This window comes from Variovorax sp. Varisp85, from assembly GCF_047304045.1.
In the GTDB taxonomy this organism is placed as follows: Bacteria; Pseudomonadota; Gammaproteobacteria; order Burkholderiales; family Burkholderiaceae_C; genus Variovorax.
Window position 1 is genome coordinate 34040 of sequence record NZ_JBGLYN010000035.1, and the last position, 25270, is coordinate 59309.

Here is a 25270-nt window from a genome sequence, read left to right on the forward strand (position 1 = left end):
TTCGGGTTTCAGGGATTGCCGTGCATGAAGGGGCAACGCACTCCATTTGCCGCCGTCGCCGGTTTTTGTTCCGCCTGCATCGGCAGGCGTTGGACTTCCGCCATCAGTTGGCGGGCATGGGCCATCGCGAACTCACGGCTGGCGGGATTCGTCGCGATGATCATGTGCCCGGCAGCGAGGCCATCGAACGCCTTTGCAGCGACGTCCGCGGAGTCCTGCGCATAGGGCTCTATGCGCGCCGCGGCCTCGGCTGAGGCGCCAATCAAGGCTGTGACGCGCTCGGTTCGCACCCATCCGGGAGTCAGAAGCGACACCTTGATGCCGAGCGGAGCAAGATCCCTTGCCGCTGTTTCCGTCAGGCCCAGCGCTGCGAACTTGCTGGCCGTGTAAATGCTCATCGGCCCGACGTGCGGCGGCACGCCCAACGAATGTTCAGACCCGGTATTCAAGATGAAAGCGGGCCGACCGACCGCCGCAGCCGCCTGCAGATGCGGCGTGAATGCATGGATGCCATGGAACAGGCCGAGCACATTGAGATCCAGCACCTGGCGAGCCAGAGAAGGGTCAGTCGAATGCAGCGGCCCCGGCACGCCTCGGCCGGCGTTGTTGCACAGCACGTTGATACCGCCGAATCGCTCGACGGCGTGCGCCGCCAGGGCAGCGACGTCCGAGTACTGCGTCATGTCGCAAGGGCGCCATTCGGCTCGACCGCCAGCAGCGGAAATCGCATCCACCGTGGATTGGGCGTCCTGCACGTCGCCGATGATCACTGCCGCCCCCCGGCCCGCCGCTTCGATCGCAAGCGCGCGACCGATCCCGGCTGCTCCACCGGTGACGACGACGACGGTGTTGTCCAGCGTCTTCATGGCTCAGGCGACTGCCAGCGGCAGCGACAGCAACTGATTGATCATCGTGTTGCGGCCACGCTTGGGCTCGCCGTTGGGCCGCAGGCGAATGCCGCGCCGGTGCATCTCCTCGAACAGGATGCGCAGTTCCAGCTTCGCGAGGGGCGCGCCCAGACAGGCATGGCAACCGCCGCCAAAGGCCATGTGGTTGTTCTTCGGACGCGCCGGGTTGAAACGGTGCGGCTCCTCGAAGATCTCGGAGTCGCGGTTCGCCGAGACAAAGTACAGCTGCATCACATCGCCTTCGCGGATCTTCGTGCCGGCGAACTCCAGGTCCCGCGTGGCAACCCGCACCATGTTCATGGCCGGCGTGATGTAGCGCAGGAACTCATCGATCAGCGCATCGGTCGTGCCGGCCGCCACCGCTTCATCGGCCATTCGCGCAATCGTCTCGTCTTCCGCGATCATCCGCATCGCCTGGGCCATCACGGTGTGCGTGGTTTCAAAACCGGCCAACAACAGCACGCTCGTGAACGAGCGGTACTCGCCCTCGCTCAACTCGCCGCGTTCGTGTGCCTGCGCGAGCGCCGTGGCCATGTCATCCGCCGGTTCGCGCAGCTTGGCAGCGCGCAATTCCCACATGTAGTCACGGATCGGGTTGTTGACCGTCCAGAATGTCTTGCCGCCATCGGGCACCTGCATTGCGGCAAAGATGTCGAACGTCCACTTAACCACGCGCAGCTCCTCATTGCGAGGGACGCCGATCACCCGAGCCATGACGCGCGAGGGAATCATCGCAGCCACTTCGGGTACAAAGTCGCCACCGCCCTTGGCCGTATAGGCATCCAGCGCCTCGACCACGATCGGCCGAACCCAACCGTCGAAGTTCGCGACCACGCGCGGCCCGAAAGTCTTCGCCACACCGCGGCGCAGCTCACCATGCTTGGGCGGGTCATTCCACAGGATGTTCTCGGGATTCTTTCCAGGCAGGGGAAAGTAGGGGCCGTGGTTGGACGTGAAGGTCGCCGGATCGCTCTCGATCGCGGCGATGTCCTTGGCCCTTGTGACGGCCCAGAACCCGCCGCTGAGCGTACCGCGATCGGCCGGCTGCCAATAGAGGCCGGGCATGGCCCGGAGGGCGTCGAAAGCTTCGTGCGGCACGCGGTCCACGAAGGTATCCTGGCTGGCCAGGTTGGGGATCTGTGTTGCGGCTACTGCGCTCATGCTCGTCTCCTTTTTTGCGATGGAAGGCGCCCTAGCGGCGGCCGAAAGTCTGCCGATTGCCCAGGTCGATCCAGATCGACTTGGTCTCTGTGTACTCGTCGAGGGCATGGGAGCCCAGTTCACGTCCCAGCCCGCTTTGCTTGAAGCCGCCGAACGGCATCGTGTGGTGGACCATGCGGTAGGTGTTGACCCACACCGTTCCAGCGCGCAGACGGCGCGCCATCCTTTGGGCGCGGACGGAATCGCGTGTCCAGACCGCAGCCGCAAGCCCGAAGTCCACATCGTTGGCAAGGGCGAGCGCTTCCTCCTCGCCCTTGAAGCGGATCACCGCCACGACGGGACCGAACACCTCTTCCTGTGCGAGGCGGGAGCTGTTGGCGACGTCGGCAAACACCGTGGGCCGAACGAAGAATCCGCGCCGAGTGGCTGGCGCTTCGTCACGTACGCCGCCAGCCATCAACCGCGCCCCTTCGGATTTCCCGATCTCGATGTACTCCAGCACCTTGCGCAGTTGCGCATCACAGGCCAAGGGACCAACCTCGGTCGCCGGGTCGAGCGGGTCGCCGAGCCGCAGGGACTCGGCAGCGACGGCGAGACGCTGGGTGAACTCGTCGTAGATGCTGTCCTCCACCAGCAGCCGCGAGCCGCCCATGCAGGTCTGCCCAGTAGCCGCGAAAATACCCGCCATCGCACCATGCACGGCGTTGTCCAGGTCGGCATCGGCGAAGACGATGTTGGGCGACTTCCCACCAAGCTCGAGCGTTACCCGTCCGATGCGCTCCGCAGCGGCCTTCAGCATCGCGCGGCCGCCCTGCGTAGAACCTGTGAAGGCAATCTTGTCTACCCCGGGATGGGCCACGAGCGCAGCGCCGGCCGTTTGCCCATAGCCGGTGACCACGTTCACCACACCCGCCGGAAAACCGGCCTGAACACAGAGCTCCGCCAAGCGTAGGGTAGAGGTAGGCGTCACCTCCGATGGCTTGATTACCAGCGTGCAACCGGCGCCCAGTGCCGGGAACAGTTTCCAAGCAAGCAGACCCAGCGGCGTGTTCCACGGGGTGACTGCAGCGACGACACCCAGCGGCTCCCGCACGGTGCTTGTGCTCATGTTGGGAAAACCGGTGTCGACAGTCTCGCCATGCAAGTTTTCCACCAGCCCGGCAACATAGCGGGCATGGGCTCCCAGCACGAAGGTGCCGCGGCTCATCTCTCCAAGCAGCTTGCCGTTCTCCTGGATCTGAATCCTCGCGAGCTCGTCGGCGTTCTGTTCGATGAGGTCTCCCAGCCGACGCAGCAACGCGGCCCGTTGCCCTGGTGGCGTCTGCGGCCAGCCGCCTGTATCGAACGCCCGGCGGGCAGCGCACACGGCGCGGTCCACATCTCCCGCTTGTGCCGAGGGGACGCGGCCCCATTCGCGGTCTTCGTAAGGATCGACACAGCGGAAGGTCTCACCGCTTTGAGCAGCGACCCACTCGCCGTCGATCAGCATCCGGTAGTCGCGATCCGTACTGGGGTCGAATCGCGTGGGGGATTGGGAGGGTTCGCTCATACGGATGCCTGAATGGAGTTGGAATTGGATGGAACTTGCGGCGCCGCACAGGTAGCGCCGGTCGCCAGATGGTTCAGTGGCAGGGAGGTGTCGGCCAGCTTCTTCGCAGTGACACTCACGCCACCGCCGACGAGCCTGCGCGCGGCAGCAAAGTCCCGCGGGCTCGACACGACGTCAGCAGCAATCAGGGCGCCCGCCCTGAGGTACCACACACTGAAGCTGCTGTCTGTCTGTGGGTCGCCGCGCACCACACGTTCGCAATCCGGCGTGTAGAGGCCCACACTCTGCAGCCGCGCATCGAACTGGTTCGACCAGAACCACGGCGCCGCCCGAACAGGTAGCGGCTTTCCGGTGAGCGCGGCTGCGGCGATACGCGCCTGCTGCAAGGCGTTGTCTACCGACTCGATTCGGCGCAGCGTCCGGTCCGCGCCACATGGCTGCCGTGCGCAGTCCCCGATGGCCAGGATGCGGTGATCGCTGGAGCGGCATGCCGCGTCCACGAGGACACCCTCTGTCACGGCGAGTCCAGCCTTCTCGGCCAGCTCCGTCCGCGGCTGCTGGCCGATTCCCACCAGAAGGACGTCGCACGCGACGCGCTCTCCGTCCGCAAGCGTGACGGCTGTCACGTGCCCGCCTGCTCCGAACTCGAACGAGGCAATCTGGGACGCCAGTCGGATGTCGACGCCACGCGATTCATGCAGACGCCGGTAGAAGTCCGATACCGGCTCGGAGGTCACGCGGGCCAGCAAGCGTGACTGCGCTTCGAGCACAGTGACCTGCAGTCCGAGCTGGCGCGCTGCCGCGGCGGCCTCCAGGCCGATGTAGCCACCGCCCACGATCACCAGCTTGGAGCTGGTCCGCAGGTTTTTCTTGAGCGCAGTGGCGTCCGGCAGTGTCTTGAGGTAGTGGACGTTCGGTGCACGCTCGATGTCGCAGCCGGCAAGACGCTGTGGCCGCCCACCGGTTGCGAGGACCACTGCGTCGTAAGAGAGCTCGCACCCGTCATGCAGGCGGACTCTCCTGTTGGCGCGGTCAATGGAGTCAACCGTGCCTGACAGGATTTCGATGCGCTGCTCGTCATACACGCTAGCCGGCCGGATTGCCAGGTCGGCTTCGGTCGCTGCGCCGAGAAGGTAGGCCTTCGAGAGTGGGGGCCGTGCATAGGGCACGCCCTCCTCTTCATGAACAAGCGTGAGCGTGCCGGTGTAGCCGCAGGCGCGCAGTTCCGTGGCCACCTCGGAGCCGGCCTGGCCGGCTCCGACGATCACGACGGCGCCGTACTCGGGGACTTCCGTGGCACTCATTTCTGCGAGCGAGGCACGTGAACAACAAGGCCCTCGAGGGCCGGCGTCAGACGCACCTGGCATGCGAGGCGGCTGCACGGCGTGGGCATCTCCGCCGTGCACTCAAGCATCTCTTCTTCGTCGGAGGAGCGAGCGGGCATTGTCGCGAGCCATTGCTCGTCCACCATGACATGGCAGGTGGCGCACGAGAGTTCACCACCGCAGTCTGCGACGATCCCGGGCAAGCCATGGCGGCGTGCCACCTGCATCACCGATTCACCTTCGAGGCCTTGCACAGTCCTGCGCTCGCCCGAGGCCTGCACGAAGGTCACCGCGGGCATACGGACCGTCCTGCGCATTTGACGGGTTGCTGGAAGTTCATGGATATGTCTCCTGCCGATTCACACATTGAATAGCGGGGATGCTGACGCCCTCGGCCGATAGCGTCCAATAGAAAGATGCGAGGTCTCGGATACGTGTTCGGTATAGCCCGTACGCAGGCTCAGCGCGCAGCAAATTCCGGCAACCAGGGCAGCCGGTCCATCGCTGTGTAGACCTGCCCATCCGCGATCCGGCGGGCCGTTCGCACGAACGCCGCACGGCGCACCAAGGGATCGGCTCCCGTCTGGTTTTCGATCGCGGCGGCAACGTCGAGCACTCCGCAGGGATGCCCAACCCGAATCGTGCCACTCGCGTGCGCGTCCGCGCTGACAAGCTCATGAGCCACGCTTCCCTCCAGCATGGAAGCAACGCCCAGGCAGGCGCTTCCCGTCCCAGGATAGGCCTTGTGCACATTGCCGCCCCTCGCGTAGAGACGCGCGGCGATGTCGCACTCATGCGCCTCATGCTGTTCGCTTGTTGCATGATCGCGCCAAGGACGCGGGGCGCTGACGAGCGCCAGCCAGGGCGTCGAAGGTGGCTGTCGGATGGCCGAGTCCATGTCCTTCGCGACGCCGGCGAGCAGCGCGGCTTCCAGCCGCACCCGCTCGCACAGTTGCATCAGTTCGCGGTTTGCCTGCATTGCGAGTGGGTCTTCAGTCCCCGCTAAGCCCAGGTCCTCGGCGCGTACATAGCAGACCAGATTCGCGAGGTCGACGATGGAGACTTCGATCTCTTTGCCATCGACGACCAGTCGATCTCGGACACGCCCCGTCGGAAGCAGCCGCCCTGTCGCGCCTCCCACCAGCTCCCTGAAATCCAGCCGCACGGGCGCACCGGTGCCGGGCACGCCATCGATGCGTTGCGAGCCCAGCACGCGAGCCTTCCCGTCCTCGCCAACCTCCACATCGGCGTGGATGATCTGGCCCATGTTGGTGGCGTGGATGCGCACCGAGGTGATGGGTGCGCGGGATACCACAAGGCCTTCGTCAATGGCGAACGGACCGATGGCCGCGGAGATGTTGCCGCAGTTGATGTCCTGCGTGACGGTTGCCCGCTCGGGGACGACTTGCAGGAAGGTGTAGTCAACGTCCGCGTCGGGACGTGTGGGGGGACCCACGATCGCGAACTTGCTCGTCAGCGGGTCGGCGCCCCCGAGACCGTCGATCTGACGGCGATCTGGAGACCCCATCACTGCGAGCACCCAAGCGTCCAAGTCCGAATCGCTTCGCATCGGCGGCAAGTCGGAGCGCTTCACGATGGCGGCTTTGCTGGTGCCGCCCCTGTAGTAGGCATATGCGGTTGCGAACTGTTCCATCATGCCCTCCTCACTCCATGCGCAGCTTGTTCTTGGCAATCAGCCCCTGCCAGCGGCGCCCCTCGCGGGCGAGCCGTTCGGCATAGTCCTGCGGTGTGTGCTGCGACGCGACTTCCACACCGGCAGCTGCCATGCGCGTGCGCAAGGCTTCATCCGACCACACTTTGGCGAGGGCAGCGTGGAGTTTCTGGACGACGTCCGGCGTTACGCCGCTGGGCACGGCCAGTCCGACGTGCATCTCTGCGTCAAAGGCAGGAAACCCTGCTTCAGCAAACGTGGGCACGTCGGGCAACGCCGCAATGCGCTTCTCGTTGGCAACCGCTAATACTCGCAGGTCACCGGAGCGGATGTGCGGCAGGTAGGTATTGAGCGCGGCAAACGCCACATCCGTGTCGCGCCGCACGAGCGACGTTGCCATCGGCGATCCACCGGGATAGGGCACGTGCACCATCTGCACATCGTTCTGGGCCATAAACATCTCGGCAGCCAGGTGATAGGCGGTGCCCGCGCCAGCAGACGCGTAGTTCACTGCGCCGGGGCGAGCCTTCAAATAAACCACGAGCTCGCGCACGGTGCGCACCGGCAATTTGGCATTCACGATCAGGCCGAGCGGAAACCGGGCGAGTACGCCAACGGGTGCGAGATCCTTGCGTGGGTCGTAGCTGAGGTCTTTGCGCAACAAGGCTGCCGTAGCCATGTTGAACTCGGTGCTCATGAGCACCGTGTATCCATCGGGCGGTGAGTGCGCAACCAGATTGGCGGCGAGCGTCGAGGCTCCTCCCGGGCGGTTCTCGAGCACCAGGGGCTGGCCAAGGCTTCGCGCCATGATCTCGCCGGCGCTGCGACCGATGAAATCCGCGATGCCGCCCGCGGAAGTGGGCACCACCAGCTTGATCGGGCGGATGGGGTAGGACTGTGCCCGCGCGACATGCGCGAGCACGGAAGCCCCCAGCGCAACGAGAGTTCTGCGTCGATTCATCATGATCTTTGTCTCCATTTCAAATATTCAACGTTATTGGGGAGCACCGCCAGTTGGCAGGCTCTCCCCGGGTACTCTGCTGCTTAGAATCGAATGACGATCGCGACGGATTTCGCGACGAGGAGACCCGAGGTGGACATCAAGCAGCTGCGCGCATTCCTGGCCATTGCCGACACGGGAAGCATCACACGGGCCTCCGAAACATTGCATCTGGTTCAGCCAGCGCTGTCGCGCCAGCTGCGCATGCTTGAGGACGAACTGGGCACCACGCTGTTCGAGCGCACGCCACGTGGCATGGACCTCACGGATGCTGGCGCGCGCCTGATTGACCGGGCGCGGCGCGCGCTGCGGGAGATCGATGGCGCACGCACGGAAATCCTGGCGGCCAGTCCGGGTGCGGTGCGCGGCACAGTGGAACTGGGACTCCTGACGAGCCACAGCGAGATGATCGCCGCCCCGCTGGTGGCCGCGCTGCGGGCCAGCCATCCGGACCTGCTGCTGCGGATATTCACGAGCTATTCGGACCGGCTGCGCGAGTGGCTGGAATCGGGTGACGTCGGCCTCGCCATGTTGACCGACTACAAGCAGTCGAGCCAGTTGGACATGCAGCCGCTCTTTGCGGAACAGCTGTGCCTGGTTGGCGGCCCGGCATTGGAAGACCATGGGCGCGAGCCCATTGGGCTCCAGCGCCTGGTGAGCCTGCCCTTGATCCTGCCAACCTTCTACCGGGGGCTGCGCCTGATTCTCGACCACGCGAGCGAGGCGCAGGGCGTCAAGCTCAACGTCGTCGCCGAAACGAACGACACGCGAGTGCAGAAGGAGATGTTGCAACTGAACCTCGGCTACGCAGTGCTGCCCATAAACATCGTCGCCGCGGAGGCGGCCAGCGGGCAACTGAAGTTCACGCCGCTGGCCAGCGAAGAGCTGCAGCGCCGCACCGGAATTGCCGTGTCGATGATGCGTCGCAACTCCCTGGCGGTTCGCGCCGTTGCCAATGAACTGAACGCGCTCACCCGCACCTTGATCCAAGAAGGCCGCTGGGTCGGTGCCACCTGGATCGGCGAAGACTGACGCGAACGGAATCAGGTGTCCGCGCATTCGATCACGCCGTCCTTGCGCAAGGCCGCGATCTCCTGCGACGTGTAGCCGCCGAGATCCTGCAAGACCTGCGCGGTGTCCTGCCCGATCGAGGGTGCGGGCCGCGTCAATTGCATCGGCTCATCCTCGAACTGAAACGGGAAGCCCTTGGCGAGAGAGCCATCAGGCAGGGTCCCGACGGCTTCCCACCAGGAGGTACCCCGCCCCTGGGCGGCTGCGCGCCCGTCCCGCACGGGCGCAGTGGCAATGCCCAGCGCGGCCAGTGCTTCGACAGCCTCTTCGGCTGTGCGAGTGGCTATCCACCGCACCAAGCGCTCCTGGACCCGTCCGACAGTCGAATCGGCCACCAGTCCGACCAACGACGGAAGCTGCCGCTGCTCCACGCTAACGGCAATCCACACCTTGTCTTGAGACGCATAGCAATTCTGGAGCGCGTAGAGCGGATCTGCATTGCCCCGAGGCTGACCCGAAGCGCCCAGCACGAAGCGCTCGCCAAGCAGGAAGCTCGTCAGCTCGCGCTGGGACAGGTCCAGGTGCACTCCCTGGCCACCCTGGGCTGCGTGCCAGGCTGTGACCACCATGCCCGCCGCGAAGATCGCAACGACCTGGTCGGGATAGTTCAGCTCGCGGCCGCTCACCGTCGGCGTTCCGCCCGCGTACCCTGTTTCCGCCGCAAGACCCGACATCGCTTCGAGCGTCGTGCCGAACGATACGCGGTCGGCGTCGGGACCGAACTCGCCATGGCTGGACAGCGAGGCCAGGATGATAGAAGGCCGCACCGCGCGCAGCTGCGGGTAGTCGATGCCAAGCTTGGCCAGCACGCCACGTCGGAAGTTCTCCACCACCACGTCGGAACGGGCAACCAGACGCATGAACACCGCCCTGCCCTCAGGCCGCTTGATGTCGATGCCGACTCCCTGCTTGTTGCGGTTGGTGAACCGGAAGAATGGCGAATCGTCGGCGCCGCCCGGCCCGCTCCAGCGACGGAACGGATCGTGGTAGCCCGGTGATTCCACCTTGATCACATCGGCACCGAGGTCCGCAAGCATGGCCGAGGTCGCCGCGCCGGCGGTGATGATGCCCAGGTCCAGGACCCTGCATCCTGCGAGAGGACCGGTCATGCCGCAGTCTCCTCTTCCTGCACGCTGCGCGCCGGAATTCGCCCCGGCGCAAACAGCTCACCGCTCCAGAAAACTGGAAGGCGCGGCAGGGACACGCTGCCTGCATCCGACGCGACGGAGCGCACGAACCCGCGCGCGCGATAGTGCGGATCGTCCGCCAGCTCACCGGCGCTTTGCACGACGCCCAGGGGCAACCGGTGTCGCGCGGCGAGCTCGTTCACCTCGTCCCGTGTCAATCTGGTCAGCGAACCTTCGAACAGCGCAGCGAGTTCGGACGCGTGCGAAGCACGGCCCGCAGGGGTACCGAACCGGGGATCTCGCAGACGCGGATCACCCAGCGTGTCACGCAACGTCTCCCACTCGTGGGGTTGGTAGACCACCGCCACCCAGCCGTCCGCACACCGCACCACCGGCCAGCTCATCGCCTGGCCGGAACGCGTGGCAGGCGTCTCGCCAATAGAAACCGTTGCCAAGTTCTTCCAGTTCAGCCACAGGGCTGTTTCCAGCAGGCTCACACGCACGACTGGCGGCCGCAGCCCGCGGCGACAGAACGCCGCCACCATACCGGTGTACGCCGCCAGACCGGCGGAATAAGCGACCTGATGGCCGGCAAGGCGCACGGGCTCGCGCCATGCATCGCCGACCAGATCCAGCAAGCCGCTCTCGGCTTCGACGGTGAACTCGCTGGCCGGCGGTTCGCATGCATGCTGGCAGGGCAGCGTGTCCACTTGCACGATAGCGCGCGGGGCACCGGCAGCCAGCTTCTGGCCGAGGGCGTCGGTCGCGGCATTGCGCAGCCAAACATCCCCGAGCAGGGCATTCGCGCCGCCCGCGATTTCACGCGCCAATGTCGAGGCCGCGTCGCCCGCGACGCCCTTCATCACGTTCTTGCCTGCGCAGAGAAACGAATGGAGCGCTGACGCCTCTTCGATCGCAGCACTCGTGTCCGGCAGCGCGGCCTCGCCAGCGGGTTGCAGGCAGATGACCTGCGCGCCGAGGTCGGCAGCAATTCGACCCGCGAAAGCAGCAGCGAGTCGCACCCCCCAACTGCTGCGTGGCGAAACGGCCTCAAGCACAACACGGCCTTGGAGAGGCTTCGTCATGCTTTGTCCTTGAACGCTGCGATGCCTTCGGCCTGAACCGTCGTGCGCGCCCGAATACCGACGTTGAGAGCCATCGCGTAGTCGAAACCCGGTTCCAGTTCGGTGATTCGCTTCGGGATCATCTCGAGCGCACGCTTGCTCTCGGAAAGCGCAATGGCGTCATGCCGGGCGATCCGTTTCGCCAGTGCGTCCGCGGCGCCCTCCAGGTCAGCCAACGGTACGCTCTCGTTCACAAGTCCCCACTGAGCGGCGGTACGGCCGTCGATGCGATCAGCCGTGAGCACCATCCAGGCCGCGCGCTTCGGCGGCAGCATCATCTGCGTGGACGGCCCTGCCATCGCGGGATACATGCCAAAGCCGAGCTCAGGCATGCCGATCGGCGCTTCGTCCGCAGCGATCGCTAGGTCGCACACGTTGATCAACGACACCCCACCGCCCAGCGCATAACCCCCGACGGCCGCGATGAAGACGGCAGGGTGACGGCGGATCGCCAGCAACACCTCCACCCATTCGCGCGGAGCTAACTCCCGTTCACGCTGAGTGGCGGACGCGACTTCCTTCAGGTCCACGCCGCTGCAAAAGCTGCCGTCCTGCCCCGTGATGACCAGGACCTTGTACGTGCCGCGGGCCCGTTCGAGGCATTGGAGCAGCCCTTTGCGGGCCGCGCCGTTCATGGCATTGCGCTGGGCCGGGCGGTTCAGCCGGATCAGTCCGTAGTCGCCACGGTCTTCCAGAAGAACAGGTTCTTGCGGTGTGCTCATCGAGCGTCCTCCCGCACCGGCTCGAACACCGGGATTGAAACTTGCTCGTTGGCGTCGCGGAACGTCACGCAAACACGTTGGCCGATGCGGATGTCATCGTTCGCAATGCCGACCAGATTGGTGAAGATGAACGGGCCTTCGTCCAGTTGGACCATTGCCACGTTGTACGGCAGCTCGTCGGCGAAGCCAGCGTAGTATTTTTGATGGAAGACGACCCACGAGATGACGGTGCCCAAGCCGGAGAGCTCCGCCCATTCCCATTCCCTGGAGAGCGTACGCGGTACCACGGGCGAAGGCGGAAACCAGAACTCGCCGGTCGCCTTGTCGCGCTGCATGAGCAGGCGATGCTCGCGGCAGGCGTTCCAGAAGGGCCTGCTCCAGACGTCGATGACGGGGAGCGGCTTGCGGTAGGGAGTCGATGTTTCGCTCATGGACTCAGTTCCTGAAAATGATTGAAGTGGCGCAGTTGGTTGCGCAGATGTACTGCAGGGCCTTGCAGTCCGGGATCTGCCGTTCGCCCGCGCTGCCACGCAGCTGGCGCACGGCCTCAGCAATCAGTGCCCAGCCCTGCATGTACGACTCCGACAGATGGCCGCCACTGGTGTTGGTGGGCCAGCGGCCGCGCCCTAGTTCAAGCATGCCGTCGCGCACGAATGCGCCGCCCTCGCCGCGCTCGCAAAAGCCCATGCCCTCCAGCGCGAACAGCACGGTAGGCGTGAAGTTGTCGTAGATCATCAGGCCGCTCAGGTCTGCGCGCGAGATCCCCGAGCGCGCGTGCACCTCGCGGGAAACCTCTTGCAACGCCGGATGCCACAGATCCGGATGGAACGTGGAACTGTTGTCGTAGGTGTCGCGGCGGGCATAGCCGCTCACGTACACCGGCTTGCCCCGCAGATCTCGCGCTCGCTCGGGCGTGGTCATGATCCAGGCCACTCCGCCGTCATTAATCAGACAGTAGTCATTCAGCCGCAGCGGGTCCGCAATGAAGCGCCCTGCCTGATGCTGCTCCACGGTCAGCGGCTCCCGCATCACGGCATCCGGGTTCAGCATGGCGTGCTTACGGAACGCCACCGCGATGTGGGCCAGGTCCTCGGAGCACGACCCGTACTGGTTCATGTGATGGCGCCACATCATCGCGTGCAGCGCGCCCGGCGAGGTCATGCCCCAGGGCGACCAGGTGGCGTCGCCGCCGCCATAGTTCATCCGCTGCGAGCGACCGTTGTTGCCATACACAAGGGCTACATAGTTGGCCTCGCCGCAGGCAAGCGCGTTGGCCGCCAACTCGAGAGAGATCGAGGCGAAGCGGCCATGCACGGGCGTCTGCATGGTGAAGCGCGGGTTGAGCCCTGCGACTTCGGCGAAGCGCTCGAACGATGGGATGCGGCTGACGATCAGCCCGTCGATTTGTTCCGGCTTCAGGCCGGCGTCTTCGACGGCACGCTGGAGCGCGTCCGCGCCCAGCCCATAGGCATCCGATTCGGGGAAGGATCCATAGGCCGTCGTTCCGACACCGACGACACAGGCCCTGTCGCGAAGCGACCAGTCTGACATTTGATTCCTCTCAGGTTGAACGCCGGATGGCGTATCGGGGAATCGTGGCTCAGGGCTCTTTCACAGTCCAATAGAAAGGCTTGAGGAGCCGCATAACCGAACGGAATAGGGCCGTCGGAGATCGATTCGCAAGAACCAGGAAACGACGATCTCGCTGAGTGCAGGGACTGCTTGGAAAATAAATAGCGCCCGCAGCCCGTGCGCGGGGGTGACTCCAGTTGCTCCTCGGATGCGCCACTGCGTGGCCGCGCGATGCAGCCGCAGAAGTCACTCCGACGGCCTCGAATTGGCACCAACGGATCCCCGCATTGGCCAATATCGACGTTATGCCGCAAGTGCGATCAGCTTGCCCGCATCAAAGCTGGAAAGAATGGCCCGTACGCTCGGGCCTCAAGCGATGCCGCCGAAGCAGATGTACTTCGTCTCGATGTACTCTTCAATCCCGTATTTCGAGCCTTCGCGCCCGATGCCGGACTCCTTCACGCCTCCGAATGGAGCGAGTTCGGTGGATATGCCGCCTTCGTTCACGCCCACCATGCCGACCTCCAGCGCCTCGGCAACCCGCCATGCGCGACCAACGTCCCTGCTGTAGAAGTAGCCCGCCAAGCCGTAAGGTGTGTCATTGGCAGTGGCGACAACGTCCGCTTCATGCTCGAACCGCTGCAGAGCTGCCACGGGCCCAAAGATCTCTTCGTGGCACATGCGCATATCACCCGTGACGCCGGAGAGCACCGTCGGGCGAAAGAAGAGCCCGCCGAGTTGATGCACGGTGCCGCCAGTTTCCACCTTGGCACCGCGAGCCAAGGCATCGCCCACCAGCGTTTGCACCTTTTCCAGGGCGGCATGATTGATCAGCGGACCTTGCTGGATGCCGGGCGCAAGCGGATCACCGACCTTCATGCCAGCTACAGCCTCGCTCAACATGTTGCAGAAACGATCGAAGATGCCGGCCTGCACGAAGATGCGGTTGGCGCTAACGCATGTCTGCCCCGTGTTGCGAAACTTTACCGCCAGCAGACCTGCCAACGCGGCGTCCAGATCCGCATCGTCGAACACGATGAAAGCAGCGTTGCCGCCCAGTTCTAGCGACACCTTCTTGACTGTTCCTGCACACTGCGACATGAGCAGCTTTCCCACACGCGTGGAGCCGGTGAAGGACAATTTTCGGACCGCCGGGTGCGTAGTGAAGACCTCCCCTACCGGTGCCGGCTTTGCCGTAGTTACGATGTTGAAAACGCCCGCCGGTACGCCCGCGCGCAGCGCCAGCTCACCCAATGCCAGCGCAGACAACGGCGTGTCCTCCGCAGGCTTGAGCACCACCGTACATCCAGCCGCCAGGGCAGGCGCTGCCTTGCGGGTGATCATGGCGCTGGGGAAGTTCCAGGGTGTGACCATCGCCGCGACACCGACGGCCTGCTTCACGACGACGAGGCGGCGGTCGCGCACGTGCGGCGGAATGACATCGCCGTAAACACGCTTGGCCTCTTCCGCAAACCACTCAACGAAGCCAGCGCCGTAGACCACCTCACCAATGGACTCGGCCAAAGGCTTACCCTGCTCGCTGGCGAGGATGAGCCCGAGATCTTCTCGGTGTGCAAGGATCAACTCGTACCAACGACGCAGGACAGCCGCACGCTCCTTCGCAGTGAGGCTGGACCATGCTGGCAGGGCGCGGTGCGCCGCTTCTACGGCCGCGGCGGCATCTTGCGCGTCCGAGGCAGGCACGTGCGCCAATCGGGCGTCATTTGCAGGATTGACGACCAGATGCACCTCGCCGGAGGCGGCGCTGCGCCATTCGCCGTCGATCAGATTGAGCTGCCTGAGCAGCGTCTTGTCGGCGAGACGATCTGCAAGTGTTTGGGATTGGGATGTTTTGAGCGTCATGGCTCGAAGCATTTTCCGCAGAGTACGCAAGCGCACAATCGACGAATACTCACGTCGCACCAGACAATCTCACGTTTGAGTCGCCTTTATCACACGCTGGTGCACTGGCAATCGCACCGTGAACAGCCAAGCAAACGATGCAATTGCCGCAAGGCGATCCCGGCCTCGTCCCTGGTCAGGAAACGATGCGCCGACATGTGCTCGGACAGTCTATGAGCTGATCTCCGAACATGGCACTCGACGGCATCAGCATGAGGGCAGGCCGGGGAAGTGGCCCCCTCCATGGATACGGTCAACTACCACTTCGACAACAACAAGGACCTGCCTGCTCAATAGCCGCCATCGTCGAACCGACACGTCGGTCGCCCATGGCCGCCTATCCGTCACGCAAGGTCGCGGCCGTCTCTTCCGGGCAGTGAAAGTACTCCTCATCTTGAGCAGCAATCCGGCTCCCAGCTTCTCCGCGCGGCGCTCAATGCAAGGCGCCAGCGATGTGTGTTCGCTGGCACCAAGCTGCGCTCTGGTAGGCAGGAGCATGAGATTAACTCACGCCGCTCAAGCTTTCATCGCTTGCCGCACGAAGAGGCGTTCCGGACAATCTGACAATTCGGGCGCAGTGCGCTGGCATAGTCAAGCGAATCCTTTGGAACCCTGGTGGAAATGCAGCTTTACACAGTGTTCGACGACACCGACATCGACGCTGCAGTTGCCGGAATGATGGTGGCTAAATTGCGAAGTACGGGAGACACCTGCTTTAGCGCCAGCAGGAGCGTGGTCAATTTTAATTTTCCATCCGAACAATCGCTTTATTAACAATTGTTATCATTCATGTTGATCTGGAAAAAACCGGTTTCGGTCGCTTCTCTTACCCGGCGCGCGGCTAATACCGCAATAACCCATCTCGGAATAGAGTTTATGGAGGTGGGGGAAGATTTCCTCACTGCGCGGCTCCCGGTGACTAGGCAAACATGCCAGCCGATGGGCCTGCTGCACGGAGGCGTGTCGGTCGTGCTAGCCGAAACGCTGGGATCGATCGGCGCGGCCCATTGTTGTTCCGAGGGAAGCAGCGTGGTTGGTCTGGATATAAACGCCAACCATCTACGCGCCGTACGTGAGGGCTGGGTTACGGGGCGCGCCATGCCGATCCACATCGGGCGGACCACACAGGTGTGGAAGATTGATATTTCCGATCAGGCGGGCAAGCTTACTTGCGTGTCTCGCCTAACTATGGCGGTTATCCCAGCCGTAGCTGAGATTTAGATCCACGGAAATTTAGCAGTGGATTGCCTCATCTGGCCTGCTATGAAATAAGAATAGCCATGGCACATACGTGACAATTTACCGGATAAAACATGAAAGAATACAAGTCGCCTTGGTTGACCCCGGAATTGGAAATGCTGCAGGAAGCGAGCCGCCGATTCTTCGAGGAACAATTCGTGCCTCGAGAGGAGGAATGGGCGCACAACATGTTGATGGACCGGAGTGCTTGGAACGAAGCAGGCGCCATGGGTTTGCTTTGTGCGAGCATTCCTGAGGAATACGGTGGAGGCGGAGGAAGCCTAGCGCATGACATTGTTATTTTTAGCGAACAGTCGCGAGCACTGATAGGAAGCTTCAGCAACACGGTACACAGCGGTATCGTTGCCCACTACTTGCTGCACTACGGAACAGAGGAGCAGAAGCGCCGTTGGCTGCCTGGTATGGCCTCGGGGGAGTTGGTTGGTGCAATCGCTATGTCCGAGCCGGATGCGGGCTCCGATCTTCAAGCGATTAAGACACGGGCACGGCGCCAAGACGAACACTATGTAGTCAACGGTTCCAAGACGTTTATCACGAATGGTTATCACGCAGACTTGGTATTCGTGGTCGCGCGTACCGATCCCGAAGCAAAGGGCGCGCGTGGATTGTCCATAATAGTTTTAGAAACTAACAACCTAGAGGGCTATCGCAAAGGCCGCGTATTGGAGAAATTAGGAAATAAAGGCTCTGATACTGCAGAACTTTTCTTCGATGACGTAAAGGTGCCGTTGAAAAATCTTCTTGGCACCGAGGAGAACAAGGGCTTTTCGCAGTTGATGGCGCAATTGCCAGCGGAGCGGCTGTACATAGCCATGAATGCCGTGGCGCAAATGGAACGAGCTGTGGCGATGACCATCGACTACGTCAAGAGTCGAAAGGTCTTCGGACAATCCCTGTCGCAGCTCCAAAACACGCGATTCAAGCTCGCCGAATGTGCAACTCAGGCCAAGGTTGCACGGGTGTTTTTGGACAATTGCTTAGTCAGGTGCCTAGATGGTGATCTTGACGCTTCTGAGGCGGCAATGGCGAAATGGTGGAGCACGCAGCGATGCAATGAGATAGTCAACGAATGCCTCCAACTGCATGGAGGAAACGGCTATATCATGGATTATCCGATCGCAAGAATGTATGCAAACGTACGCGTTGGGCCGATTTACGGGGGCTCAAACGAGATCATGAAAGAAATTATCGCGCGGAGTATTCTTTAATTTTCGCTTAGTGGCACTTGGCAAGTGGCGCATTGCTGGGGCCTATAACATCGTCAAATCGGGTGATTGCTTTTGCTCCACGGCATGCCTAACGATGTGTTCGTGCAGCTTGCGAAGGTGCGTGTGCATTTCTTGAGCTGCCTGATCCCCATTCCGAGCCTGAAGCGCTTCAAGGAACCGCCTTCTTGACAACGCCAGATCTTGCGTCGGATATATTTCGATGCGCTGCAAGATAACTCTTATCACGTCTGTTAGGGATCGGACGACAACCGTCATAACCTTGTTTTTTGTGGCTGACGCCAGCAGTTCATAGAAGTCGGTGGCATGCTGCAACCGAATTTCCCGACTTCCGGATTTAAGCGCCACCTCGTTAAGTCTTACGTTCTCTTCGATTTGCTCTAGGTCTTGGGTTGTGGCTCGTTCACATGCCAAGCGTGCAACCGAAGCGAGTATGAATATACGTGCTTCAGTCAGCTCGCTTAGCGTGATCGTTCCCAGATTGAGCATGTCCTGCATCAGCTCCGTCATCTTGCGATCGGAACTGGCCTGAATAAACGCGCCGCCTTTTGGCCCCCTCTGCAAGGCTATGAGGCCAGCGTTCTCAAGGCTTCTGAAGGCTTCGCGTATTGCAAGACGGCTGACGCCAAGCTGAACCGCCAACTCACGCTCAGGAGGCAGCTTGTCCCCTTTCTTTAATCTGCCGCTCGCGACAAGCTCGCGAATCCGTTCGCAGACAACTTCAAACGCCCGCTGCGCCGGTATGGGTTGAAACATTGCGGGTACTTTGGCGGCTGTTTGATCCATTGCGCATGCCTTAGTCGAGATCCCACACACTCCGCGCTCTCTCGAGGCGATCTTGTACAAGATTGTTGGCCTGACAGTAAATCATCGTACCGATAGCGCGGGGCGGCTGAATTGCGCCGCCGAGGCGATACGAAAACTCACGCGCCCCTGGAAATAATCATGCTGCAGGGGCTTGAGCCTCAGGGGAGAGGCCTTCTATCATAGCAATATGCAATGGTCATACCAACGTGTCGCAAACCCGGGCGGGGTGCGACAGCGGCCGTTGTACCCACGAGCAGGGTCCGCCTCGCAGGTGATCCGTAGGACGCATCATTCGAAATGCCGCTCAAACGGCTGAGCCGGACCCTGCCCGCGGTGACTTTGTTGTTGTACTTCTTTCGAAGAATTTCTGGGAACCCATGATCATGCAACTCACCGAAACCCAAAAAAGAGAACTTGAGACCATCGATGCCGCCATCCAGGCGCAGGCCTACAACCAACAGAGTGCCTATAGCCATTGGGGCTTCCGTGCGATTCATACCGAGTTGCAGCGCGCGCCTGTCACGGTCACGGGCACCCTCCCGCCGGATCTTGAGGGCGTATATATCCGCAACGGAACGAATCCTCAGTTTGATCCAATGGCGATCCGGTATCAGATGTTCGATGGGCCAGGCATGCTTCACCAGGTCCACATCAAGAATGGTCAGGCCACCTATACCAATTCTTATGTCCGTTCGAAGCGCTTCCAAGTTGAAAGGGCGCTTGGCCGAGACGTCTACATCAGCATGGGTGAACTGCTGACCGGGGGCAAGGCGACTTTAGCCAAAATGGAATGGCTGCAAAAGCAATACAAGGAAGGTGCGTTGCCGGAACTCAAGTTCAGCGGCACGGGCAACGGCACGGCCATCCAGTTCCACCAAGGCCAGCTCTACACGTTTAACGAGGCCGGCTATCCGTTTCTTTTGTATGTCCGAAAGGAAAACGGGGAACTGGTCATCGATGGTACTGGCGAGCCCACCACTTGGGGAGGAAAGCTGACCGGACCGTTCTCCGCCCATCCCGCGATCGATCCTGACACCGGCGACATGTACAGCGTGGCGACCAACCGCTATGACGGAAGTATCACCATTGTGCAGGTGTCGAACAACGAAGTGGTTCGGTCACTTACTTATCAGCAGCCGCCGAAGCATATGGCGTGGATCCATGAGTGCTGCATCACCGAGAACTACATCATCTTCCCGGACATCTCCATGCGGGTCGATAGAAATGGGCTGCAGCAAGAAAACGGGAGCATGTACTACTGGGACACCGGATACAACATGCGCTTCGGCGTACTGCCGCGCAAGTTCGATAGCGACACGCCAATTCGCTGGATCTCGACGAGCAGGCCAGGTGCAATTTGGCATTTGCTCAATGCGTGGGAAGAAGAAAGGCCCGACGGGGGCACGAACATCGTGATGTACGGTCCGCGATTCCACGAATACCCTACTACGGTCCCCATTCACACCCCGGAAGAGTCGCATGCTCAGCTTTCGCGATGGGTGATTGATCCGGAAGCTCACGAGGTGCTGGAAGACCGAGTGCTCGTCGAGTGGGGCTACGAACGTTGCTCTTTCCACGTCGGATACCGCGGGAAGAAGATGCGCTACTGCTACCTCCTTGATGAGCAGAAGGAGGGCTACATGGGCAAGGGCACCCTCAAGTACGACATCCTGAACGAGCGCGAAATCAAGTATGTGGACTACGGAAACCAATACGGCGGAGAACCGCTGTTCGTTCCTAAGAAGGGCGCGGTCGATGAGGATGACGGCTACATCCTGGACCTGATGATGGAGAAGGACAGGGCCGAGGTTCTCGTGCTGGATGCCAAGACCATGGACGAAGTCTGTCGCCTGCACCTTCCGCAACGCGTTCCGTTCGGCGTGCACGCCGTCTGGCTCGACCAGGAGAAAGTTCAGCAACTCTAAGAATCAGCCCCCATCCAAACGGAGACTTGAAATGCGATTCCTGTCATTGGCCAAGCTGTGCCTCTCTCTCGGCCTCGCTACGATGGCCGCCACTTCCTTGGCTCAAGGCAGCGCTGCAACTTTCCCTGCTAAACCCATCACGCTGGTTGTTCCTTATCCCGCCGGCGGCGTGGCCGACCAAACGGCGCGCGTCGTCGGGCAGAAGCTCCAAGATTCATTGCGCCAGCCCGTGATCATCGAGAATCGGACCGGCGCAGGCGGCATGGTGGGAGCTCGTGCCGTGGCGCGCGCGCCGGCCGACGGATATACGATTCTGTTGGGAGTATCAGGGCTGGTACTTCAGCCCCTACTGGTACGAAGTGCCACCGTGGATCCCTTCAAGGAACTGGCTCCTATCACCCTTATCGCTCGCCTACCCTTGTTGCTCGCCGTGCCGAAAAGCGGACCAACTTCACTTGAAGAGTTCGTTCGCCAGGCGAAGGCCAATCCCAGTCAATTCAGTATTGGCAACTATGGCGTGGGTACACCCTCGCAGTTGCTGAGCATCATGCTCAATCAACAAGCGGGATTGGATCTGCCCTTGGTCGCTTTTCAAGGAAGTGCGCCCCTGGCAACCAATTTGATAGGCCAACAGGTGAGCGCAGGTTTCCTGGACAGCGTCACCGCACGTCAATTCACAGAAAAGTTCCGCTTCTTGGCAGTGACGGGCACGCGACGGCTTCCGGGACTGCCTGAACTTAGAAACTTCCGTGAACTGGGTTATCGCTCGTTCGAACAGGATGGTTGGTTGGGCATTCTCGCGCCAGCAGGCACTCCCACGCCGATCATCACAAAACTTTCAAACGAGATGGCTCGCATCATCGCAACGCCGGAGGTCTCCGCGAAGATCGAACGCATGGGGATCAGTCCAGTGGGGAGTACTCCGGAAGAACTCTTGTCCGTGATGCGCAGCGATACCGAGGTATATGGGAAAGTCATTCGGAGCGCAAACATCCAGTTAAATTAAATGGCAAGTCGGCTGTGGGGCGTCTTCCCCTTCATCCGAGCTCGTTTCGCTACTCCAGCCCTCCGGCATGCCGTTCAAATGTCGCTGCGCGATTCTGCGAGCCCCTAAATTCAAGGTGACGAATGATGACTTCTATTGCTGTGAAGACATACCCGTTGACGGGTGTGCGGGTACTTGATTTGGGAACCATGCTCGCTGGTCCCGTGGCTGCAACACTTTTGGGCGATTTCGGCGCCGATGTCATCAAGATCGAACAGCCTGGAGGAGGCGACACGATCCGCAAGTTAGGACCGTTTGCAGATGGCGAGAGCCTCAGCTGGCACGTGGAAGGAAGAAATAAAAAGTCCGTAACAATCGACCTACGTGTACCGGCAGGGCAGAAGTTGCTCCTTGATTTGGCTTCTAAGGCGGACGTCGTAGTTGAGAATTTCCGTCCGGGGACGATGGAGAAATGGGGGATTGGGTATGACACGCTCAGCAAGGTTAATCCCGATCTAATTTTGCTCAGCATTTCTGGCTACGGTCAAACCGGCCCCTACGCTTCCCGAGCAGCCTACGACCGGATCGCATTGGCCTTCGCGGGCGTCTTAAACATCACGGGATTTCCAGACCGCCCGCCTGTCAGACCAGGGGTTGCAATGGCAGACTATCAAGCCGCACTGTTTGGTGCATTCGGTACCATGCTTGCACTCTACGGGCGAGATGCCGCTGGGGGCACCGGGCAACATATTGATCTGGCGCTCTACGAAGCGGTCTTCCGTTTTACCGATGTCATGGTGACCGCCTATGAAAAATCCAATACCAAACGGGAGCGCACGGGGAACAAGCACTTCGCTGCTGCTCCCGGCGATCATTTTCCTACTTCCGATGGACGATACATTGCGCTGACGGTGTCTGCGGACACAGTTTTCAAGCGGCTTTGTGAGCTCATGGAGATGCCGTCTTTGATCACGGATGAAAGATTCACCAGTCATGCCCGCCGTGTCCAAAATTTGGACGCCATCAATGCGATAGTTGCAGATTGGATTTATAAGCAACCCGTCGAGGTAGTCATGGCGTCGCTCGAGAAGGCAGGCCTTGCATTTTCCCCGATCCTGTCCGTGCAAGAAATCACGGAGGATGAACACTATAAAGCGCGCGGCAATATTGCGACAATGGAACACCCACGCCTAGGCCCGTTGAAGGTCCCAGCGGTCGTTCCAAGAATGTCGAATACGCCGACTCGCGAGTTTGAGCCGGCACCGGAGTTGGGCGAGCATACGGCTGAAATCCTTGCTGACTGGTTGGGAATGGATGCGCTTGCTATCGAAGCGTTGGCATCCGATGGAGTAATTACAACTCCGAAAGCTTTAACGGCCTGAACTCGGGCGTCGGGACGTTTAGGCTGCTGCTGCGCCTCGTTGCGGAACAGCACCATAGCGCCACTGCCGTTGCGCGCGCAGGCCTCCTTGATCTTGTTGACCAGTCGCATGCGTGATCGGTCCTGATCCTGGGCTGCATCTGCGAGCCCCTTTATCGTCGCGCTGGAATGCGGCGTGCGGCACGCTCATCGGCTCATGGATGCAACCGGGCTCCACCTTCACCATCCTGCAGCCGCAACGCCGATCAGCGCCGGCTGCATGGAATGGCGAACGCGAGGACTGCGCCCAGAGAGGACCTTCCCTGCCATCGACGAGAACTTCAATGTCAACGAGAACGTGCGTCAGTCGCACCCTATGCCAACACGTCCCAGATATAGCCGAAAGCGACGCGCGGCGTAAGCGCGCGGTGATCCCGTCTTGACGACGGTCCTTCGATCAGTGCACGGCGGTTGGCTGCCAGCGATGCGGCAGCAAATCTCCGACGCGACTGGCCGGCTGCGTGGGCAGCCGCTCGAGGACGTCGCTGAGGTACGCGTGCGGCTCATGTCCATTGAGCTTCGCTGACTGGATCAAGCTCATGATGGCCGCCGCGCGCTGGCCTGCCCGTAGCGATCCCGCGAACAGCCAATTCGATCGTCCGATGGCGATCGGGCGGATCTGGTTCTCCACCCAGTTGTTGTCCGCCGGCAGATCGCTGTCGTCGATGTAGCGCGTGAGCGCCTGCCAGCGCTTGAGGCTGTAGTCGATTGCCCTGGCCGTGGCCGAACCATCCGGCACCCTCTGCCGTTGCCCGGCGAGCCATTGCTGCAGGGCATCGGCCACCTTGTGCGACTTCTCTTGTCGTATTCGCCTTCGCTCCTCAGGCATCAATTCGGCAACCTCGCGTTCGACGGCGTAGAGCTCACCGAAGAACTTCAGCGCCTGCTCGCCGACCGGGCTGCCGTGATTGGCCCAGAGTTCGTGGAACTTGCGCCTGGCGTGCGCCAAGCAGCCCGCCTCGGTAACGCCGAGCTCGAAGCACGCCTTGTAGCCGCTGAAGTCATCGCACACAAGCGTGCCGCGCCAGCCATGCTCGCCCGGCAGCCCGAGGAAGGCGCGTGCATGCTGGCCACCACGGCTGTCGGCGAAGTCGAACACCACCGCGCGCAGCGCGCTGTAGCTCGTCGTGCAGTAGCTCCAGAGGTACGCCCGGTGTGTCTTGCCGTTGCCGGGTTTGAGCATCGCCACCGGCGTCTCGTCGGCATGCAGCACGCGGTCTTCGAGCATCTCGCGCTTGAGCGCGTCGACCAGAGGCTGCAGCTGCACGCCGCACTGCCCGACCCAGCTGGCCAGCGTCGAGCGCGGGATGGCGACACCCGCGCGACCGAAGATGGCTTCCTGCCTGTACAGCGGCAGGTGATCCAAGTACTTGCCTACCAGCACCTGTGAGAGCAACCGAGCCGTCGGGATGCCCTTGTCGATGATGTGCGGGGCGACGGGCGCCTGCACCAGCGTCTCGCACTTCGTGCAGACCCATTTGCCGCGAACGTGGCGCTCCACCGTGAAGACGCCAGGCTGATAGTCGAGCTTCTCGGCCACATCCTCACCGATGCGCTGGAGGGTGCAGCCGCAGGCACAGGTGGTGCTCTCGGGCTCGTGGCGGATCTCCCGGCGCGGCAAGTGCGCGGGCAGTGGCTGGCGCTTGGGTTGCTGCTTCTCACGCTGCGCAGACGGCGCGGCCGCGAGTTCCTCCAGCTCACGCTCCATCGCCGCCAAGTCGGCGTCGATGGTCTCTTCCAGCAGACTCTTCTGCTCGGCATTGAAGGCTTCAGACTTGGCGGCGAACTTCAGCCGCTTGAGCACGGCCATCTCGTGCGTGAGCTTGTCGATTGCCGTCTGCTTGAACGCGATCTCGTGGTCTCGGCGCTCGATCTCGAGCTTGTCGGCTGCGGCTCCTCTTCTGAGCGAGAGGACCATCTCGCGCAGTTGCTGCGCGTCCAGTTGGTCAAGGTCGGCCGTGTCGATCACGGACGGTGATGGTGCCCCATCGTGCCCACCCACGCATCAGCACATTCGGCAATTGCACTACAGCACGCAGATCACCCCAGCTTCGCCGATACGCTGCCACGGCAGACCGAGCACCAGTGCATCGAACTGGGGAGGGGGCAGGCTGAGGGTGCTGCCGCTGTCCTTGGGCCAGACGAACTTGCCCTGGTGCAGGCGTCGTGCCGACAGCCAGATACCGATGCCGTCGTGCACCAGGACCTTCATGCGATTGGCGCGGCGGTTGGCAAACAGGTAGGCGTGGTGCGGGCGCGCGGCGCCGAAGACCCGCACCACGCGCGCCAGCGCCGCTTCAGTGCCCGCACGCATGTCCAACGGCTCAATGGCCAGCCACAGCGCGTCGACGCGAATCACCTGAGGATCTCGCGCAGCCAGGCGGCGCATTGGCTTGACGCGCTCAGCGGCCAGGTCACGTTCACCGCGATCGCGCCTCGGCGAAGCTCAAGGTGAATGTCATTTGCGACGGTGGGATCTGGCGCCAGCGTGAGCGAGACGAACTCGGCTTGCGC

General features: G+C 62.0%; 23 protein-coding genes and 1 pseudogene. 8 read left to right on the forward strand and 16 right to left on the reverse strand.

Annotation, left to right across the window (positions count from 1 at the left end):
• Window positions 1-8: 8 nt before the first annotated feature.
• The 7 genes from ACCC97_RS15625 to ACCC97_RS15655 form a co-directional block, all read right to left on the reverse strand.
• A complete protein-coding gene (locus tag ACCC97_RS15625) occupies window positions 9-866 on the reverse strand; it encodes an SDR family NAD(P)-dependent oxidoreductase (protein ID WP_413333725.1) in 858 nt (285 codons plus the stop codon).
• 3 nt (window positions 867-869) lie between these two features.
• On the reverse strand, window positions 870-2069 hold the full coding sequence (locus ACCC97_RS15630; protein ID WP_413333727.1) for a cytochrome P450: 1200 nt from the start codon (window positions 2067-2069) through the stop codon (window positions 870-872).
• Window positions 2070-2100: 31 nt separating this feature from the next.
• Entirely contained in the window at window positions 2101-3618 is a 1518-nt protein-coding gene (locus tag ACCC97_RS15635) for an aldehyde dehydrogenase (protein WP_413333729.1), read from the reverse strand.
• On the reverse strand, window positions 3615-4922 hold the full coding sequence (locus ACCC97_RS15640) for an NAD(P)/FAD-dependent oxidoreductase (RefSeq protein ID WP_413333731.1): 1308 nt from the start codon (window positions 4920-4922) through the stop codon (window positions 3615-3617). Before ACCC97_RS15640 ends, ACCC97_RS15635 begins: the two co-directional genes overlap by 4 nt.
• The gene (locus ACCC97_RS15645) at window positions 4919-5242 is read right to left on the reverse strand and encodes a 2Fe-2S iron-sulfur cluster-binding protein (protein ID WP_413333732.1); all 324 of its coding nucleotides are present in this window, start codon (window positions 5240-5242) and stop codon (window positions 4919-4921) included. Before ACCC97_RS15645 ends, ACCC97_RS15640 begins: the two co-directional genes overlap by 4 nt.
• Window positions 5243-5403: 161 nt before the next feature.
• Window positions 5404-6600, reverse strand: coding sequence for a PrpF domain-containing protein (locus tag ACCC97_RS15650; protein ID WP_413333735.1), 1197 nt, complete (start codon window positions 6598-6600; stop codon window positions 5404-5406).
• Between the two features lie 7 nt (window positions 6601-6607).
• Window positions 6608-7579 carry a Bug family tripartite tricarboxylate transporter substrate binding protein gene (locus ACCC97_RS15655; RefSeq protein ID WP_413333737.1) on the reverse strand — a complete coding sequence of 324 codons (972 nt, stop codon included), beginning with the start codon at window positions 7577-7579 and terminating at the stop codon, window positions 6608-6610.
• A 90-nt stretch (window positions 7580-7669) separates the two neighbouring features.
• Between ACCC97_RS15655 and ACCC97_RS15660 the strand changes: the two genes are divergently transcribed.
• Window positions 7670-8647: a LysR family transcriptional regulator gene (locus tag ACCC97_RS15660; protein WP_413333739.1), complete on the forward strand. Its 978-nt coding sequence runs from the start codon at window positions 7670-7672 to the stop codon at window positions 8645-8647.
• Between the two features lie 11 nt (window positions 8648-8658).
• On the opposite strand, the gene ACCC97_RS15665 is transcribed toward ACCC97_RS15660, so the two are convergent.
• The 6 genes from ACCC97_RS15665 to ACCC97_RS15690 form a co-directional block, all read right to left on the reverse strand.
• Window positions 8659-9795, reverse strand: coding sequence for a CaiB/BaiF CoA transferase family protein (locus ACCC97_RS15665; RefSeq protein ID WP_413333741.1), 1137 nt, complete (start codon window positions 9793-9795; stop codon window positions 8659-8661).
• Window positions 9792-10898, reverse strand: a complete 1107-nt coding sequence (locus ACCC97_RS15670; protein WP_413333743.1) for a CoA transferase — start codon at window positions 10896-10898, stop codon at window positions 9792-9794. The genes ACCC97_RS15665 and ACCC97_RS15670 overlap by 4 nt, the downstream gene beginning before the upstream one ends.
• On the reverse strand, window positions 10895-11659 hold the full coding sequence (locus ACCC97_RS15675) for an enoyl-CoA hydratase/isomerase family protein (RefSeq protein ID WP_413333745.1): 765 nt from the start codon (window positions 11657-11659) through the stop codon (window positions 10895-10897). Before ACCC97_RS15675 ends, ACCC97_RS15670 begins: the two co-directional genes overlap by 4 nt.
• Window positions 11656-12090 (reverse strand): Zn-ribbon domain-containing OB-fold protein, encoded by a 435-nt coding sequence (locus ACCC97_RS15680; protein WP_413333747.1) that lies wholly within the window; start codon window positions 12088-12090, stop codon window positions 11656-11658. Before ACCC97_RS15680 ends, ACCC97_RS15675 begins: the two co-directional genes overlap by 4 nt.
• A gap of 4 nt (window positions 12091-12094) precedes the next feature.
• Window positions 12095-13210 carry a thiolase family protein gene (locus ACCC97_RS15685; protein WP_413333749.1) on the reverse strand — a complete coding sequence of 372 codons (1116 nt, stop codon included), beginning with the start codon at window positions 13208-13210 and terminating at the stop codon, window positions 12095-12097.
• Window positions 13211-13600: 390 nt separating this feature from the next.
• A complete protein-coding gene (locus ACCC97_RS15690; RefSeq protein WP_413333751.1) occupies window positions 13601-15094 on the reverse strand; it encodes an NAD-dependent succinate-semialdehyde dehydrogenase in 1494 nt (497 codons plus the stop codon).
• Window positions 15095-15754: 660 nt separating this feature from the next.
• On the opposite strand from ACCC97_RS15690, the gene ACCC97_RS15695 reads away from it, so the two are divergent.
• The 3 genes from ACCC97_RS15695 to ACCC97_RS15705 all read left to right on the forward strand — a co-directional run bounded on the left by ACCC97_RS15695 (window position 15755) and on the right by ACCC97_RS15705 (window position 17601).
• Window positions 15755-15907, forward strand: coding sequence for an aldehyde dehydrogenase family protein (locus ACCC97_RS15695; protein ID WP_413333753.1), 153 nt, complete (start codon window positions 15755-15757; stop codon window positions 15905-15907).
• A gap of 15 nt (window positions 15908-15922) precedes the next feature.
• Window positions 15923-16354, forward strand: a complete 432-nt coding sequence (locus tag ACCC97_RS15700; protein WP_413333755.1) for a hotdog fold thioesterase — start codon at window positions 15923-15925, stop codon at window positions 16352-16354.
• Between the two features lie 92 nt (window positions 16355-16446).
• On the forward strand, window positions 16447-17601 hold the full coding sequence (locus ACCC97_RS15705; RefSeq protein WP_307642057.1) for an acyl-CoA dehydrogenase family protein: 1155 nt from the start codon (window positions 16447-16449) through the stop codon (window positions 17599-17601).
• Window positions 17602-17643: 42 nt separating this feature from the next.
• Here ACCC97_RS15705 and ACCC97_RS15710 read toward each other — a convergent pair whose 3' ends face one another.
• Window positions 17644-18405 carry a FadR/GntR family transcriptional regulator gene (locus ACCC97_RS15710; RefSeq protein WP_413333757.1) on the reverse strand — a complete coding sequence of 254 codons (762 nt, stop codon included), beginning with the start codon at window positions 18403-18405 and terminating at the stop codon, window positions 17644-17646.
• Between the two features lie 398 nt (window positions 18406-18803).
• Here ACCC97_RS15710 and ACCC97_RS15715 point away from each other — a divergent pair, with 398 nt between their 5' ends.
• The 4 genes and pseudogenes from ACCC97_RS15715 to ACCC97_RS15730 form a co-directional block, all read left to right on the forward strand.
• Window positions 18804-20351, forward strand: a complete 1548-nt coding sequence (locus ACCC97_RS15715) for a carotenoid oxygenase family protein (protein ID WP_413333759.1) — start codon at window positions 18804-18806, stop codon at window positions 20349-20351.
• Between the two features lie 31 nt (window positions 20352-20382).
• Window positions 20383-21357 carry a Bug family tripartite tricarboxylate transporter substrate binding protein gene (locus ACCC97_RS15720; protein ID WP_413333761.1) on the forward strand — a complete coding sequence of 325 codons (975 nt, stop codon included), beginning with the start codon at window positions 20383-20385 and terminating at the stop codon, window positions 21355-21357.
• Window positions 21358-21479: 122 nt separating this feature from the next.
• Window positions 21480-22718 carry a CaiB/BaiF CoA transferase family protein gene (locus tag ACCC97_RS15725; protein ID WP_413333763.1) on the forward strand — a complete coding sequence of 413 codons (1239 nt, stop codon included), beginning with the start codon at window positions 21480-21482 and terminating at the stop codon, window positions 22716-22718.
• 144 nt (window positions 22719-22862) lie between these two features.
• Window positions 22863-23117 (forward strand): annotated as a pseudogene (locus ACCC97_RS15730) (short-chain fatty acyl-CoA regulator family protein); the annotation flags it as partial.
• Between the two features lie 36 nt (window positions 23118-23153).
• Here ACCC97_RS15730 and tnpC read toward each other — a convergent pair.
• Window positions 23154-24674, reverse strand: coding sequence for an IS66 family transposase (tnpC, locus tag ACCC97_RS15735; RefSeq protein ID WP_413333769.1), 1521 nt, complete (start codon window positions 24672-24674; stop codon window positions 23154-23156).
• Between the two features lie 108 nt (window positions 24675-24782).
• Complete coding sequence (gene tnpB, locus ACCC97_RS15740) at window positions 24783-25115, reverse strand: IS66 family insertion sequence element accessory protein TnpB (protein WP_413333765.1); 333 nt, start codon at window positions 25113-25115, stop codon at window positions 24783-24785.
• Window positions 25116-25270 lie beyond the last annotated feature (155 nt).